The organism is Brevibacterium permense, from assembly GCF_013280495.1.
In the GTDB taxonomy this organism is placed as follows: Bacteria; Actinomycetota; Actinomycetes; order Actinomycetales; family Brevibacteriaceae; genus Brevibacterium; species Brevibacterium permense.
This window is the reverse complement of record NZ_JABSSX010000004.1, coordinates 17920-33373: the sequence shown is the minus strand read 5'-3', so window position 1 is coordinate 33373 and position 15454 is coordinate 17920. Positions and strand designations below refer to the sequence as shown.

The 15454-nt window shown below is 65.9% G+C and carries 11 protein-coding genes; 7 read left to right on the top strand and 4 right to left on the bottom strand.

Annotated features, from left to right (window positions below; all coding sequences use genetic code 11):
* Positions 1-81: 81 nt before the first annotated feature.
* A complete protein-coding gene (locus HK353_RS07200; RefSeq protein WP_173154536.1) occupies positions 82-1479 on the bottom strand; it encodes a site-specific DNA-methyltransferase in 1398 nt (465 codons plus the stop codon).
* A gap of 37 nt (positions 1480-1516) precedes the next feature.
* Here HK353_RS07200 and HK353_RS07195 point away from each other — a divergent pair, with 37 nt between their 5' ends.
* Positions 1517-3220: an FAD-dependent oxidoreductase gene (locus HK353_RS07195; protein ID WP_217278340.1), complete on the top strand. Its 1704-nt coding sequence runs from the start codon at positions 1517-1519 to the stop codon at positions 3218-3220.
* Between the two features lie 35 nt (positions 3221-3255).
* Positions 3256-4443 carry an alpha/beta hydrolase-fold protein gene (locus tag HK353_RS07190; RefSeq protein WP_173154534.1) on the top strand — a complete coding sequence of 396 codons (1188 nt, stop codon included), beginning with the start codon at positions 3256-3258 and terminating at the stop codon, positions 4441-4443.
* Between the two features lie 91 nt (positions 4444-4534).
* On the opposite strand, the gene HK353_RS07185 is transcribed toward HK353_RS07190, so the two are convergent.
* On the bottom strand, positions 4535-5986 hold the full coding sequence (locus HK353_RS07185; RefSeq protein ID WP_217278339.1) for a helix-turn-helix transcriptional regulator: 1452 nt from the start codon (positions 5984-5986) through the stop codon (positions 4535-4537).
* Between the two features lie 181 nt (positions 5987-6167).
* On the opposite strand from HK353_RS07185, the gene aceA reads away from it, so the two are divergent.
* Positions 6168-7478 (top strand): isocitrate lyase, encoded by a 1311-nt coding sequence (gene aceA, locus HK353_RS07180; protein WP_173154532.1) that lies wholly within the window; start codon positions 6168-6170, stop codon positions 7476-7478.
* Positions 7479-7708: 230 nt separating this feature from the next.
* The gene (gene aceB / locus HK353_RS07175) at positions 7709-9316 is read left to right on the top strand and encodes a malate synthase A (protein WP_173154530.1); all 1608 of its coding nucleotides are present in this window, start codon (positions 7709-7711) and stop codon (positions 9314-9316) included.
* A gap of 92 nt (positions 9317-9408) precedes the next feature.
* Here the strand turns inward: aceB and HK353_RS07170 are convergent, their stop codons facing one another.
* Positions 9409-10005, bottom strand: coding sequence for a mycothiol transferase (locus HK353_RS07170; protein WP_173154528.1), 597 nt, complete (start codon positions 10003-10005; stop codon positions 9409-9411).
* Between the two features lie 146 nt (positions 10006-10151).
* Here HK353_RS07170 and HK353_RS07165 point away from each other — a divergent pair, with 146 nt between their 5' ends.
* Both HK353_RS07165 and HK353_RS07160 read left to right on the top strand, forming a co-directional pair.
* Complete coding sequence (locus HK353_RS07165; RefSeq protein WP_245395856.1) at positions 10152-11186, top strand: helix-turn-helix transcriptional regulator; 1035 nt, start codon at positions 10152-10154, stop codon at positions 11184-11186.
* Between the two features lie 136 nt (positions 11187-11322).
* On the top strand, positions 11323-11712 hold the full coding sequence (locus HK353_RS07160) for a universal stress protein (RefSeq protein WP_173154524.1): 390 nt from the start codon (positions 11323-11325) through the stop codon (positions 11710-11712).
* 30 nt (positions 11713-11742) lie between these two features.
* Here the strand turns inward: HK353_RS07160 and HK353_RS07155 are convergent, their stop codons facing one another.
* Positions 11743-14832: an FAD-binding and (Fe-S)-binding domain-containing protein gene (locus HK353_RS07155; RefSeq protein ID WP_173155208.1), complete on the bottom strand. Its 3090-nt coding sequence runs from the start codon at positions 14830-14832 to the stop codon at positions 11743-11745.
* A gap of 335 nt (positions 14833-15167) precedes the next feature.
* Between HK353_RS07155 and HK353_RS07150 the strand changes: the two genes are divergently transcribed.
* Positions 15168-15344 carry a hypothetical protein gene (locus HK353_RS07150; RefSeq protein ID WP_173154468.1) on the top strand — a complete coding sequence of 59 codons (177 nt, stop codon included), beginning with the start codon at positions 15168-15170 and terminating at the stop codon, positions 15342-15344.
* The last annotated feature ends 110 nt before the right edge of the window (positions 15345-15454 follow it).

Below are 15454 nucleotides of genomic sequence, written 5' to 3'. Positions count from 1 at the left end.
CCGCGGTGTTCTGGAGGTCGAAAACACCGTGGATCGACCGAACAATTCAGTCGGAAGGTGCGGCGGGGCGGTCTTCGGCTGTCACGTCGCCGCCGGGCGCTGTTCGCCGTCGACGACCTCGAGTTGGGTGAAGATCAGTCCGGGGGAGTGGGCGTCGGCGGCGCGACGGATGCGTTCGGCGGTGAGTTCGCTGATCGTCGGGAACTCGGCGTCGCCGGCAGCGGTCGCACCGCCTGTGCCGTCCGCACCTTCTGCTGCCTGACCGTTTGCTCCGGCCCCGCCGGTCAGCTCCGCTCCGCCGCCGACCACCACGGCCCGTGCCGTCTTCGACCGCAGCGGCTCCGGGGTCTGCACCAGCACGAATGACCGGGACCCCTGATCCCGTTCGTTCGCGGCCATCACGGCCTGTGCCGTGGTCCCGGACCCGGCGAAGAAGTCGAGGACGATGGCATCAGGGTCGAAGAACGTCTGCGAGGCCACCAGCGCCTTGACCAGCTCGACCGGCTTCGGATAGCTGAATACGCCCGCCAGGCCCAGCGGTTCCAGATCGTTCTGCCCGCCGAGCGCCTTGATGATCGAGTAAAGCTTCGAACTCGCCTTCTCAGCTGGGGTCACCCGCACCACTGCATGCTTGCCCTCTGTGCCCCAAGGCCGCAGGATGTACTCGCCCGATGCCAGCTTCGCGTCCACCTCGGCGAGTTTCCCCTCACCCTTGACGGCGACGATGTCCTCGTACATCAGCCGCCGCTCGGACCCGCGCGCATACCGGCCGAAGCCGGCGCGCAGCACATCGGTCTCCACGAGCATCCGCCTGCCGTCGATGACCTCGAGCTTCGCCGGCGACTTCTTCTCCGTGAGGAACGGCCCGACCTGGCTCGCATCGCGGGCCCACACGTGCACATAGTCGTGCCCGCGCACGAAAGAGCGGGCGTTGCCGCCGCCCTTCGCCCGCTGATGGATGAGCGTGCCCAGCGAATTGTCCTCACCGAAGATCTCGTGCCCGAGCAGTTGAGCCCACGCGCTCTCCTTGTCGTCGAGGTGGAGGAACAGGACCCCGTCCTCACGCATGAGCTCACGTGCGAGCAGCAGTCGCGGGGTCATGAATGACAGCCAACTCGCGTGATCGTGTCCGTGATCTTTGTAGGTGTGTGCGTTGCCCGTGTTGTAGGGCGGATCGATGTAGACGACCTTGACCTGCCGGCGGTGCGTGGCCAGCAGGGCGGTCAGCGCGGGCAGATTGTCCCCGATGACGAGCAGATTCTCGTGTGGATCGGGAACGTGAACGGTGCCGTCGGCGTCCCGCAGATGCGGACGACCGTCACCGAGGCGGCCCTCCCGTTCAGGGTCACCGTCCACGAGGCGAGGGACGGGCTCCCGTTCGGCCCCGTCGCGGCGGGGCTCGGCTTCGGCACCGTCCACGAGGCGGCGACCGAGTTCGAAGGCGGCGGTCTTGCCGGTCCACTCCAAGACGGTCGTCATCCTTCTCCTTCATCCCGAACGGTGCCAAGATTGCTGTATGAGTATTTCACGAGTGGCCGTGGTCGGTGCCGGTATCCTCGGTGTCGCCGCCGCCCGCGAAGTCACCACGAGGTTCCCCGACGCCGAGATCACCGTCTTCGACAAAGCCGAGAACGTCGCTGCACATCAGAGCGGCCACACCTCCGGAATCGTCGACTCCGGACTCGACCAGACACCCGGCTCGGCGGAGGCGAAGCTCACCCGACGGGGCCTCGAGCTGCTCATTCCCTATATGGCTGAGGCAGGCGTTCCCTACCGGGAATGCGGGCAGCTGCTCATCGCCCAGAACTCCGACGAGGCCGAACGCATCGAAGAGATCTTCGCCCGCGCCAAAGACAATGAGGTTCCAGGCGTCAGACTGCTCGAGCGTCACGAGATCGGAGCCGTCGAACCAGCCGTCAGGGGAGTCCTCGGGCTCTTCTCACCCCATGCGGCCATCGCCGACTTCTCGGCGCTCACCGCAGCGCTCGCCTCCGATGTGCGCGCCGCCGGAGGGGAATTCCGCTTCGGCACCGAGGTCACCGGATTCGACACCATGAGCAACGAAGTCCGACTGCGCGGGCGTCCCGTGACGATAGACGACCCAGCAGCAGGGGATGGGGTTGCGGCCGGAGCATCCGGTGAGGACGGCCGCGGTGTGAGCGCGACCGGCGATCGGGGCGGCTCGAGCGCGACCGGCGATCGGGGCGGCTCGAGCGCGAGCGCCGACGACGACCGCGACCGCCGCGACGATCAGGTCCACGATCGCGACGATCGCGACGACCAGGTCCATGACCGTGACCGTCGCGACGAACAAGTCCACGAACGGCCCCGCACATATCGCGGTGAGGAGGGCCGCGAACCTGTCATCGGCATTGCAGATGAGCTGCGTGATCGCTTCGGACAGCAGGACTGGTTCAAACAGGCCGAATCGACGCTCGGCGAGTGGACGCAGAAGGTCTCCGAGGCGTGGGCAAACCGCGACGGCTCACGCCTCGGCGACTCTGGCACACGCACCGGTGGCGCAGGCTCGCGCGCCGGTGGCGCTCCCAGCGGCAGGTCGCGCAGCGAAGCGCGAGCCGAGGAAGTGCTAGGCACCTTCGACATCGTCATCGTCTGCGCAGGTCTCCAGGCCGATCGCCTCGCCGTCGCCGCGGGACTCGACGCCGAACCGCGGATCGTGCCCTTCACCAGCGACTTCTACCGGACTCCTGCCACCGACACCGAGGTGGTCCGCGGCATCATCGGGTCCGTTCCCGACCCGCAGGCCCCGTTCGCCGAAACCTCGATCGTGCGGGGACTCGACGACGGACTCGTCCTCGGACCGAATACCTTCGTCGCCCTCGGCCGTGAGTCCTATGATCGGCACGGATTCGACCTCGCCGACATCACCTCGACCGCCCGGTCCAAGGGGTTCTGGAAGTTCGCCGCACAGACAGCGAAGACAGCGGCCCGCGGAGTGAAGCCCATGGTGAGCAAGACCGCTTTCGTCGACGGAATCCGCCGCTTCGTCCCTGAGCTCGACCCGACCGCCGTGGCGCCCGGGACCCGCGGGGTCCGAGCTCAGGCGATGACCGCCGAAGGTGAACTCATCGACGAACTCACCATGACCAGGCGCGGCAGGCTGACCGTGGTCAGGTCCGTGCCGAAGTGGGCGGCCAGCTCGGCGCTGTCGATTGCCGAAACGATCGTCGAACGGGCCTTCGAGAACTCGGCCCGTTGAGGCCAACCTGCCATCCTGTGACAGGGATACTGCTCGTGAGCGAAAATCGGCAATTCCCCGCGCTGTGCACGTGGATCGAAAACGGTCCTGACGAAAGCTGGACGCTGCAGGTGGATCTTCCGGCTTCATCCATTCCCGCCGAGGCGGTTCTCGGAGACGAGCAGGAGATCTTCGTCGACCTCAACGGAGTCACCGACCGACGGAATGTGCCCGGCGGGATCATGACCCGGCGGCCTGCCCGGGACGAGGGCGGCGACCGTGCCGACGGTGCCGGCGCGACGAGGTATTCGATCGAACTGGCGGTTCCGCGGGGGTATCGCGGGGCGCTTCGCTTCCTGCCCGTGCCACGAGGACTCCAGGTCGCCGACCGTCCGACCTGGCTCGATGTCCTCGAACGGGGGTTCGTCCCCGCCGGTGACCATGATCTGCTCACGGTCACGGACATGCGCAGGAAGCAGGTCCTCGAGCTCGCCGCACCCGATGCTCGGCCCCTGGTCTGGACGGGTGGGGACGCCTTGACCTCGAATGCGGTCCCGGGGGCAGGCGGAGGCCGGTCCGACGTCGACGAACAGGTGGTCACCCTCGGTTCCGCGCCGAGGCGGATCTGGACTCACCGACCGCAGCGAGGTCCCGCCTCGGCGCCGGTGCTCGTCGTCTTCGACGGGGAGCGATTCATCCGCGGGGGACTGCTCGCGGCGATCGATGAGCTGGTGGCTCCGCCGTCAGCGGTCATCGCCGTCGACCATGCACCCGTCGGGGACGACGGCCCCGACGGGTGCATGGTCGTCGGACAGCGCGCCGATGACCTCGTGATGAATCCGCGGTTCTGCGACGACGTCCTCGCGCTCGTTCGTCGGACGGCGCCGGTCTCGACTTCCACGATCGTCGCGGGTGCCTCGTACGGCGGACTGGCCGCGGCGTATTTCTCCCTGCGGCATCCGGAAGCGTTCCGCGGGATCTGCCTTTCGCCGTCGTTCTGGGAATCCGACGATCAGGGGCGCAGGATCTGGGATCTCTCGCCGAGTGGAGCCGCCGCTCGTCCGACGTTCAGTGTCGACCACGGGATCCTCGAGACTGTCATTGCGGACTCTGTCGCCGAGGCGACCGAGGAGTTCGCTGCTCGCGGCATCGACTTCGCACCTCGGCCGTTCATGGGCGGGCACGAATATCTGTGGTGGCGCGAACTCATGCTCGTCCGCCTGGCCGAAGTCCTGGCGGAATAGCCTCAACGCTCGTCAGGCCTGGTCACGGGGCACCCGAAGTGGGGGAGCCGCCTCGGCGAGGAATTGAAGCACCGTCGATCGGTGCCCAGGTTCAGTCGGAATGGCGTTCGAGGAACTCGTAGACCTCGGTGTCGTCGACGCCGGGCACCGCGCCGGGCGGAACCGCGGCGAGCAGGGAGGCGTGCATGCGGGCCGACGGCAGCGCCTGGTCCTCCCATTTCTCGGCCAGGTCATCCGGGGCCTGGCGGCAGCAGGACGGATCCGGGCATCCGGACTGCGAGCGGATCGGCGATTCCCGTCCTTCGAACCAGCGGACATGAGAGAACGGGACGCCGACGCTGATGGCGAAGTCGCCGCCGGGAAGCACACGGGCGGTGCACCAGAACGATCCGTGCGGGGTATCGGTGTACTGGTAGTAGGGGCTGAAGCGGTCGGCGACGCGGAAGACGGTGCGCGAGGTGAAGCGTTTGCACGCGAACTGTCCCTCGATCGCGCCGAGCGGATCGGTGGGAAACGGCAGCCCGTCGTTCGAGTACGCCTTGTGGATCGTGCCGGAGTTGTGAACCTTCATGAAGTGCACGGGCAGTCCGAGGTGCTCGGTGGCGAGGTTCGTGAACCGGTGGGCAGCCATCTCGTAGCCGACGCCGAACATATCGCGCAGATGCTCGACGGAGAGCACCCGCTTCTTCTTCTCCTCCTCGAGCATCGGCACGGCCGCGGACTCGGGCAGCAGGATCGCGGCCGCCAGATAGTTCGCCTCGACGCGCTGCTGGAGGAATTCGTGGAAGTCCTTCGGGGAGTCATAGCCGAGCACATGCGGAGCCAGACTCATGAGCAGGTGCGACCGCGGATCGAAGGCGGCGTCGGCGTTGGGCAGATACAGCCGCTTGTTCGCGGTGTCCGAGATCGACCGGGTCGATTCCGGCAGGTCGGAGACGTAGTGGAGACTGAAGCCGAGCTTCTCGGCGATGAGTGCCGTCTGCCGCTGTGACACCGTTCCGGATTCGTAGCCGACGAGGTCGAGCAGCTCGGCGGCAGTGGCCTCGAGGTCGGCGAAGTAGTTGTTCTTCTCCTTCATCCGCTCCCGCAGCTCCCGGTTGGCCCGCCTGGCCTCCTCCGGAGTGGCCGCACGCCGTTCCAGTGCTTCGCCGAGCTGTCGCTGGAGCCCCACGATCGCCTCGAGGGCATCGGCCGGCAACGACTTGATCCGCACCTGCGGCAGGCCGAGGGCAGAGTACATGGGAGAGGCCTGATTGCGTTCTGCCTCGAGCTCGAGTGCCTGTCGTTCGTCGATCGGAGCGGGATCGATGAGCTCGGAGACATCCGTCTTCAGCACTTTCGCAATCGCGGCAAGGAGCGTGACAGAAGTTTCTCGCTTGCCGTTCTCGATCGTCGAGATCTGCGAGGCCGCGCGCCCTACTTCCTGCCCCAGCTCGTTGAGGGTCAGACCGCGCTTCTTGCGAAAAAATCGGATTCTTCTGCCGATGCTGAGCGGGTCGGTCTGCTGTTCTTCGCGCTCAAATTCCGCGCCAACGCTGTTCAAGGCGCCTCCCTCGGTATCTGTGTGCTGGTTCACATGGCTGAAAAACAGTATGACAGAACCGCGAAATTTCTGAAACCGGAAATATCGAGATTATTCATCCGAAAAATCAGTGCGAGAGCCCTTGCAGCCCCCGCAGACTGGATACATCAACAACCCCGAGAGATCGAGAAAGAGAAGGACAATGACTGAGAACACCACGCAGAACAGCTTGCACGATGCTGAAGCCATCCGCCGCGACTGGGCCACCAACGCCCGCTGGTCGGGAATCGCTCGCGACTACGAGCCCGAGGATGTCGTCAAACTGCGCGGTTCGCTGATCGAGGAGCACACGCTGGCCCGTCACGGAGCCGAGCGCCTCTGGAACCAGATCACCGCCGGCGACATTCACTCCGGTGACTACGTCAATGCCCTCGGTGCGCTGACCGGCAACCAGGCAGTCGAACAGGTCAAGGCAGGACTCAACGCCATCTACCTCTCCGGTTGGCAGGTCGCCGCCGACGCGAACGCCGCCGGACAGACCTACCCCGACCAGTCGATCTACCCGGCCAACTCGGTGCCGCAGGTCGTCCGCCGCATCAACAACGCTCTGATGCGCGCCGACCAGATCGAGTCCTCGGAGGGCAACAAGCAGGTAGACGACTGGTTCGCTCCGATCGTCGCTGACGCGGAAGCAGGCTTCGGCGGCACGATCAACGTCTACGAGCTCATGCGCTCGATGATCGCCGCCGGCGCTGCCGGTGTGCACTTCGAGGATCAGCTCGGATCCGAGAAGAAGTGCGGCCACCTCGGCGGCAAGGTCCTCGTTCCGACCTCGCAGCACATCCGCACCCTCAACGCCGCCCGCCTCGCGGCCGACGTCGAGAACGTGCCCAGCCTGGTCATCGCCCGCACCGACGCCGAGGCAGCCACGCTGATGACCTCGGACATCGACGAGCGCGACCGGCAGTTCGTCACCGGTGAGCGCACCGCCGAAGGCTTCTACAAGATCACGAACGGACTCGAAGCCGGCATCGCCCGCGGACTGTCCTACGCTCCATACGCGGATCTGCTGTGGATGGAGACCTCGACGCCCGACCTCGAAGCTGCGAAGAAGTTCGCCGAGGCGATCCACGCCGAGTACCCGGATCAGATGCTGTCCTACAACTGCTCGCCGTCGTTCAACTGGCGCAAGCACCTCGACGATGCGACCATCGCGAAGTTCCAGCGCGAGCTCGGAGCCATGGGCTACAAGTTCCAGTTCATCACCCTGGCCGGCTTCCACGCGCTCAACTACTCGATGTTCGATCTGGCTCACGGCTACGCCCGCGAACAGATGAAGGCATACGTCGACCTGCAGGAACGCGAGTTCGCAGCCGAAGACCGCGGATACACCGCGACCCGCCACCAGCGCGAGGTCGGCACCGGATACTTCGACCTGGTTTCGACCGCGGTCAACCCGGAGTCCTCGACCACCGCACTGGCCGACTCCACCGAAACCGCTCAGTTCCACTGAGCCGCACCGGGTTCACACCTCGCTGACCAGCGGGGATGAAACCACCCAGAACTCGGGGCGGATCGGCAGTGTTTTCACGGGGTTTACATTGTCGATCCGCTCCGTCACACCACAGACGCATCGAAACCCCGCCACGGTCCCACGGGAACGCTCACGATCAATGTAGAGCCGCCTCGGCGAGGATCACCCACAGATTACAGGCACACACTACGACGGGTGAGGAGAAGCCCATGTCTTACATCAAGATCAACGCGCCGCTCGAAACCGGCTTCGGCACCGTCCTTTCGGAGCCTGCTCTGACGTTCATCGCCAAGCTGCACGACGAGTTCGCCGGCACCATCTGCGACGTGCTGCGCACGCGCCGGGCCCGCGCGGCCGAGATGAACGGCGGAACCCTCCCCCGTTTCAAGCCCGAGACCGCACGCATCCGCGCCGACCGCTCCTGGTCGGTCGCCGGATCCGCCGGCGCCCCCGGCCTCGAAGACCGCCGCGTGGAGCTCACCGGCCCGGTCACCGAGGATGAGGTCGTGGCGGCGCTGAACTCGCAGGCGAAGGTGTGGCTGGCCGATCTCGAAGACGCTACGAGCCCCACCTGGGCCAACGTCATCGGCGGACAGGTCAACCTCTTCCGCGCCATCCGCGGACAGCTGCCAGGCGTCAACAACGACAACCAGCCGACCATCGGACTGCGCCCCCGCGGTTGGCACCTGCCCGAGAAGCACCTGATCTACGTCGATGACAACGGCCAGGAGTTCTCGACCTCCGGAGCGCTGGTCGACTTCGGTCTGTACTTCTTCCACAACGCCCGCCACCTCATCGACAACGGCTCCGGACCATACTTCTACCTGCCGAAGCTCGAGTCCTCGCAGGAAGCACGCCTGTGGAACAAGGTGTTCGTCCTGGCGCAGAACATGCTGGGCATCCCGCACGGCACCATCAGGGCCACCGCGCACATCGAGACGATCACTGCGGTGTTCCAGATGGAAGAGATCCTCTTCGAGCTGCGCGAGCACTGCGCAGGTCTCGAGGCCGCCGGCTGGGACTACCTGTTCTCCGTGGTGAAGAACCTGCGCAACTCCACCGACTACGTTCTGCCCGACCGCGAACGTCTGACGATGGACCTGCCGCTGATGAAGGCCTTCACCGACCGGCTCGTGGCCACCTGCCACCGTCGCGGCGCACACGCGATCGGCACGATGTCCAACCTCATGGCCGATCACCCGGACCAGGAGTTCGTGGCCGCCGAGTTCGAGCGCATGCGTGAGGACAAGGCCCGCGAGGCCTGGCAGGGCTTCGACGGCACCTGGGTGGCCGACCCGGCACTGGTTCCGGCGGCTCTGGCCGTGTTCGACGCCGCTCTGGGTTCGCAGCCGCACCAGCTGGAGAACAAGCGCCCCGATGTGCAGGTGACCAGCGAGAACATCCTCGACATCACCGGCCTCGAACCGGTCGTGACCGAAGAGGGTGTGCGGGTGAACATCCGCGTGGCCATCGGGTACATGAACGAATGGCTCGGAGGCAACGGGCACGTGGCTCTGGAGAACCAGCTCGAAGACGTGTCGACGGCTGAGATCTGCCGCTCGCAGATCTGGCAGTGGATCCGCCACGAGGTGACTCTGGACAACGGTCAGCAGGTGACCGCGCGTCTGGTGGAGCGTTACCTCGGCGAGGAGCTGGCTCTCATGCAGCGCACCGCCGATGATCACTTCGACGAGGCCGTGGAGATCTTCCGCGAGACGGCACTGGGCGAGGAGTTCGCCGAGTTCCTCACCATGCCGGCCTACACCGACCACCTGGTCGACCGGGTGTCCAAGCCCACCGAAGCCTTCGTCGCCTAACAATTGCTACCTGACGGCGGCCCAGCAACCGCGCGCGAGGGTGCTGGGCCGCCGTCAGGTAGTTTTGGGAGGGATCGTGTGGGGACTCAGCTCTAGTCCATGCTCTCGGGCGGCCACGGTTCGCCGTCCGCCTGAGCGTTGAGCTGGTAGGCGATCGCGCCGTCGATCGACTCGCGGATGATGTCAGCGTGGCCGGCGTGGCGGGCGATCTCGGTGGCCAGGTGCCACAGGATCCAGCGCACGGTCATAGTGAAATCATTGGGCATCCACGGGTTGTACGGCATCGGAACTTCGGTGCCGAGGTCGGTCCCTGCGTCGTCGACTGCGGCCCTCGCGTCCTCGATCCCGTCGATGACTTCGTCGAAGATCGCGACCGCCTCGGTGATGTCGAGGTCGGGGAGCGCGGACCCGTCGAACATCGCCGTCAGCCCCAACTTCTCGTTGACCGTCCGGTAGTCATCCTCGCCGACCTCTCTCGTCGGTTCCTTGACCTGGATGAGCCAGTTATTGACCACCTGAGCTCCGTGAACGATGAGACCCGAGATGCTCAATCCGCTGGCCGTGGGCGTGCTGCGGGCCTGCTCATCAGTCAGATCCAGCGCTGTGAGCTTGAGCTGGGTGCACTGTTGGGTGAGGTAGGTGAATGCGGCGTCGGCTTCGCTCGTGACGGAAGGGGTGAAGAACGGCATGATCTCTCCTTTGCGATGTCCGCCGCGGCCGGATTGCTGAAGCGGTGATCCTATCGTCAGATGTAATGCGGACATATACTGTCCGCATCACTATGTCCGGCGAATATTTCTCATTCGGAGGTCGAATGCGGTCGGAGGCACGACTCTTGAGCCTGCTCGGTCTGTTCGCCTCCGGCCGAGCTCACACCGCTGCCGAGCTCGCCGACCGCTTCGACGTCGCCCCGAGAACCATCCGTCGCGATATCGCCGAGCTGCGCGATCTCGGCTACATCATCTCCTCGGCACCGGGCCTGACCGGGGGCTATCGCGCCGAATCGCGGACGGTGCTGCCGCCTCTGCAGCTCGACGCAGGCGAGGCGCTGGCCACCGCGGTCGGCCTGGCGCTACTTCGTGGGGCCGGCCTGGACACCGAACACGCGGAATCGGCGACGACGAAGCTGCAGACGATGCTCCCGGCCGCGATGCGCGCGACCGTCGCCGAAATCTCGACCGCCGTGTCCGTGTCCGAAGGCCATGCCCCGGGAGTCGACATCGGCACGGTCATCACACTCGCCTCGGGGATCAATGCGTCGACGATCGCGACTTTCGACTATCGGAAGATGCAACGCCCTGACGTCGACGACCCCACCGTCACTGGCCCAGCCGGCAGCCCGATCGCCGACGCGTCCGGCACCGCGACTGCCGAAGCGTCCCTCGTCCCGACCGGCGACCATCCCTCGACACCCCGCCGCGTCGAACCGATCCGTCTCGTCGTCTTCGGCGCGCACTGGTACCTCTTCGCCTTCGACCTCGACCGCGACGACCATCGGGTATTCCGCCTCGACCGAATGAGCGGGGTTCACGCGACGACATTGAGCATGACCCCACGTGAGCACCCCGACGCCGAGGCGGCTGTGTCCGCATCCGTGACCACCACCGCCTATCCGCACACCGTCGTTCTGCGCACGGCCGCCTCGGCGCGGGAAGCGAAGGAATGGTTCCCCACCCGGAGCGCCACAATCACCGAGGCGGCCGATGGTGTGCGCATCACCTGCGGATTCTGGGACCTCCGATGGGTTGCGGCCACCCTTGCGTCCATCCCCGCCGAGATCGAAGTGCTCCACCCACCCGAGCTCATCGATGCCCTGCGCGACTACGCAAAGAGAGCGCAGGCGGTCGTCGAAGCGTCAAGGACTACCTGACGGCGGCCCCGCCACCGCGCGCGGGGTTGCTGGGCCGCCGGCAGGTAGCAAATTGGGGCAATGGGGGTTGCGGGTTGCTGACCGAAGCGTGATCCCGACGTGAACGAACCAAAGATGAGTCCATATACTGGGGGCCATGACGATTCTCATTGGCTACCTACCCGCTCCCGAGGGTGAGGCTGCTCTGCGTGCGGGCTTCGCAGAGGCCAAACTGCGGTCGAGCGCTGCCGTCGTGATCAACTCACAGCGACGAGGTGCCAGTGGAGCTCCGACCGAGATCGGTGAGGACGAAATCAAGCGGATCGTCGACCTCGGCAAGGAATCGAACGTCGACGTCGAGGTGCTCCAGCCCGATCACGAAGACGATCTGCCCGGCACGCTCAACGACCTCGCCGAGGAGTACGAAGCGCAGCTCATCGTCATCGGCCTGCGCAAACGCTCGGCGATCGGGAAGTTCATCCTCGGCTCGCAGGCACAGCGCATCCTCCTCGAAGCAGAGGTCCCGGTGCTGACGGCCAAGGCCTGAAACCTCGCCGAGGCGGCCCTGACCTCGGGATCATCGCCGCGGTTGAAGCCCCCATCCCCAGGCGAGGAGCTCGGCCAACGACACGCCCTCGGCGTCACTGAGATCCGTGATCTGCGTGCGGCACGAATACCCGTCGGCAAGAACGACCTGCAACCGGGCGCCTGCACCTGAACTCGTCGCACGATTCGGCGACACATCTGCGCCGGACCCTGTCGCACCGGTCGGCGAAGCATCGACTCCTGAACCAGTCCGAGACCCTACGCCGGCGGCCCGTCCCCGGTTGCGCAGCGCCGGCAGCAGTGCCACCTCGGCGACGGCGACCGAGGTTTCGAAATGGCCGTCTTCGACGCCGAAGTTCCCGGCCAGACCGCAGCACCCGCCGAGGAACTCCGTATCCGCTCCGGCCCTGGCCAACAGCTCCTTATCTGCCGCGTTGCCGAAGATCGCCGACTGGTGACAATGCGGCTGCACGAGCGCTTCGATCCCGGACAGGTCCGGCAGTTCGGCGCCGATGCTCAGCAGATACTGGGCGAGAGTCTGCACCCGGTCAGCTACTCGGTGCGAGGCCTCATCGGCGACGAGTTTGAGCGAATCATCCTTGAGCGTCGCCAAGCACGAAGGCTCGACGCCGATGATCGGCACATCCCCGGTGGCATCGAGAGCCGTGATCGTCTCCGAGAGATTCGCCTTCGCGGCATCGAGCTGACCGGTGGAGATGAGCGGCAGCCCGCAGCACACGGTCTGATCGACCACCCGCACACGCACACGGGCCTGCTCGAGCACGGCGACGGCCGCGGCGAGGATGCGCGGAGCGAAATGGTTCGACCAGGAGTCGGCGAACAGCACGACCTCAGCGTTCGGCCGCAGCGAATCCGAGGCCGGTGACGACGCCTTGGCCGGGTACTCAGCGTTCGAGCGGTACTCAGCGTTCGAGCGAGACTCGGCGTTCGTACGCGACCGCGGTGGCGCCTCGGCGGTGGTGGTCCACCATTTCCTGAACGTCGTACACGCGAACTGCGGGATCGAGCGACGAACGTCGATGCCGGCCATCTTCTTCGCCAGGGTCGTCAGCCCCGGCAGCCCCGACACCCGGTTGACGACCGGCGCGAGCGGGGTGACCAGGCGGGCGAGCTGCGGAAGGAACCCGAGCGAATAGTGCTTCATCGGCCGCAGCCGTCCCTGATAGGTCTGGTGCAGGACCTCGGCCTTGTACGTGGACATGTCCGTGCCGGTCGGGCACTCCGTCCCGCAGGCCTTGCACGACAGGCACAGGTCGAGGGCCTCGTGCACCTCGGGGGAGTCCCAGCGAGGCTCGAGCAGATCCCCGGCCACCATCTCCTGGAGCACGCGTGCGCGTCCGCGAGTCGAATGCCGCTCGTCCCGGGTGGCCTGATACGACGGGCACATGATGCCGCCGCCGGCCGCTGAATCCGCACGGCACTTGCCGACCCCGGTGCACCGGTGCACCGCCGAGGCGAAACCGGCGGATTCGCCTTCATAGGCCATCGCCAGAGTGCCGGGCAGCTCCTGGCGAAGCGGCAGCTGAGTCAGGCGGATCGATTCGTCGAGAGCGTCGGGGTCGACGATGACACCCGGATTGAGCAGATGCTGAGGATCGAAGAGGCGTTTGACCTGGGCGAACAGATCGAGCGCTGCCGGGGCGTACATGAGCCGCAGCAGTTCGGAGCGCGCTCGACCGTCCCCGTGCTCCCCGGAGACCGACCCGCCGTAGCGGGCGACGAGCTTCGTGGCCGCGACCATGAAATCGCGCATCACCTGCCCGCCGTTCGGATCCTCGAGCGGGAAGTCCACGCGCATGTGCAGGCAGCCGTCACCGAAGTGCCCATAGGGAATGGCCCACAGTCCGTGCTCCTCGAGCAGCTCCATAAGGTCGTGCAGATAATCGCCGAGGTGGTCCACCGGAACCGCCGAATCCTCCCACCCCGCGTGGGCGTCGCGACCATCGGGTGTGCGTGAGACCAGGCCGGCGCCATCGGCGCGGATCGCCCACACCTCGGCGGCCGCCTGGGCGTCGAGGACCGCGGAGTCGAGTGACTTCGACTCGGAGATGAGGCGCTGCGTCGCGGCCTCGAGCTCGGACTCGTCCTCGCCGGTGAGCTCGACGACGAGCCAGCCCCCACCTTCCGGCAGAGGAGGGACCGCCTCGGCGCCCTTGGTGTCGATGACCCGGTCGAGCATGCGCGAGTCGAGACCCTCGCAGGCGGCGACGGGGAAATCCTTCAGCAGCGGCGCATCGTGGGCGGCGGCGACCATGTCCGCGTAGCCGAGGACGACCGCCGAGGTGAAGGTCGGATCTTTGACCAGGCGCATCTTCGCCGCGAGGATGACGCCCCAGGTGCCCTCGGTGCCGGCGAAGGCGCGGCGGACGTCGAAGCCGTTCTCCGGGAGGAGGGACTCGAGCCCATACCCGGAGACCTGGCGGGAGAACGTGCCGAAGTTCGTGCGGATGGTGCCGAGGTTCTGTGCCACGAGTTCATGCAGCCGTGGGAACGTCGTGGAAGCATCCGAGTCATCGAGGGTGACGACGGTGCCGTCGATGAGCATGATCTTCAATGCCAGGATGTTGTCGCCCGTGCGGCCGTAGCCCAAAGCCCGCGGTCCGCAGGCATTGTTGCCGATCATCCCGCCGATCGTGCAGCGGGTGTGCGTGGACGGGTCCGGGCCGAACCGCAGGCCGTGCGGTTTGGCCTGTCTCTGCAGATGGGCATGGACGCAGCCGGGCTGCACCCAGGCCGACTGCTCGTCAGGGTCGAGGTCGAGGACCGCATTCATATGGAGAGAGAAGTCGAGGACGATGCCGCGGCCGATGGCATTGCCGGCGATCGAGGTGCCGGCGCCCCTGCTGGTGATCGGCACACCGAGGCGGCGGGCAACGGAGAGGACCCGCGTCACTTCGTCTTCGTCGTGAGGGAAGACGATGGCGGCAGGGACGAGCCGGAAGAGCGAAGCGTCTGAGGAGTACGCGGCGCGGTCGGTGTCATCGATGCTGAAATCACGGATGCCCGCGGCGCGGAACTGCTCGGCGAGTGCGGTGGGAAGCGCTGTCTGGGACTCGTCTTCGTCGACGGTCGCCCGATTCGCTCCGGTGGGATGGGCCATAGTCGTCATGTCCGCATTGTGCCACTTGGGTTGCTGGAACATCGATACGTTCCACGGCGGGGAGTGGCGAGTGAGAGTCATCGTTCCGCCCCAGGGAACGTTATGCGTTCGTTATCTCACGTGCTCAGAACGGTGCTACTCAGTAGCCTGAGTTCCTATATCCGGGAATTCTTGGCGTCTTGACATACTCGTGGTATCTAATGGGACTACACCAATTCGTGGCAACGGGCCACTACATGAATGCAAGGGAAGAAACCATGTCTCGTCGAGCTCGTGAATTGACAGTCGACCAAGCTGCATTAGTCGGGGCGGTCCGAAAGGTCGCGCGGCAGCGATTGAAAATCAACACCGACTATGTGATGGCGATTCTGCGCGCCCGCGAAGAAGGCGCGACCTTCGGCGCGATCGCCGAGGCGGCAGGCACCTCCTCGCAGGCCGTTCAGGAGATCGTGCGCAGGCACGGACCGGTCAAGCGCAACGAGCCGAAGGCCGGAGTCGCCGACCCCGCCTGATCCCAGAGAACACAGGGGCAGAACGACACTTGCCGGTCCTCTCTGTGCTCGCACTTCCCGCGCAGATACCAGGGCGGTGATCCATACTCGATATGGATCACCGCCCTTGT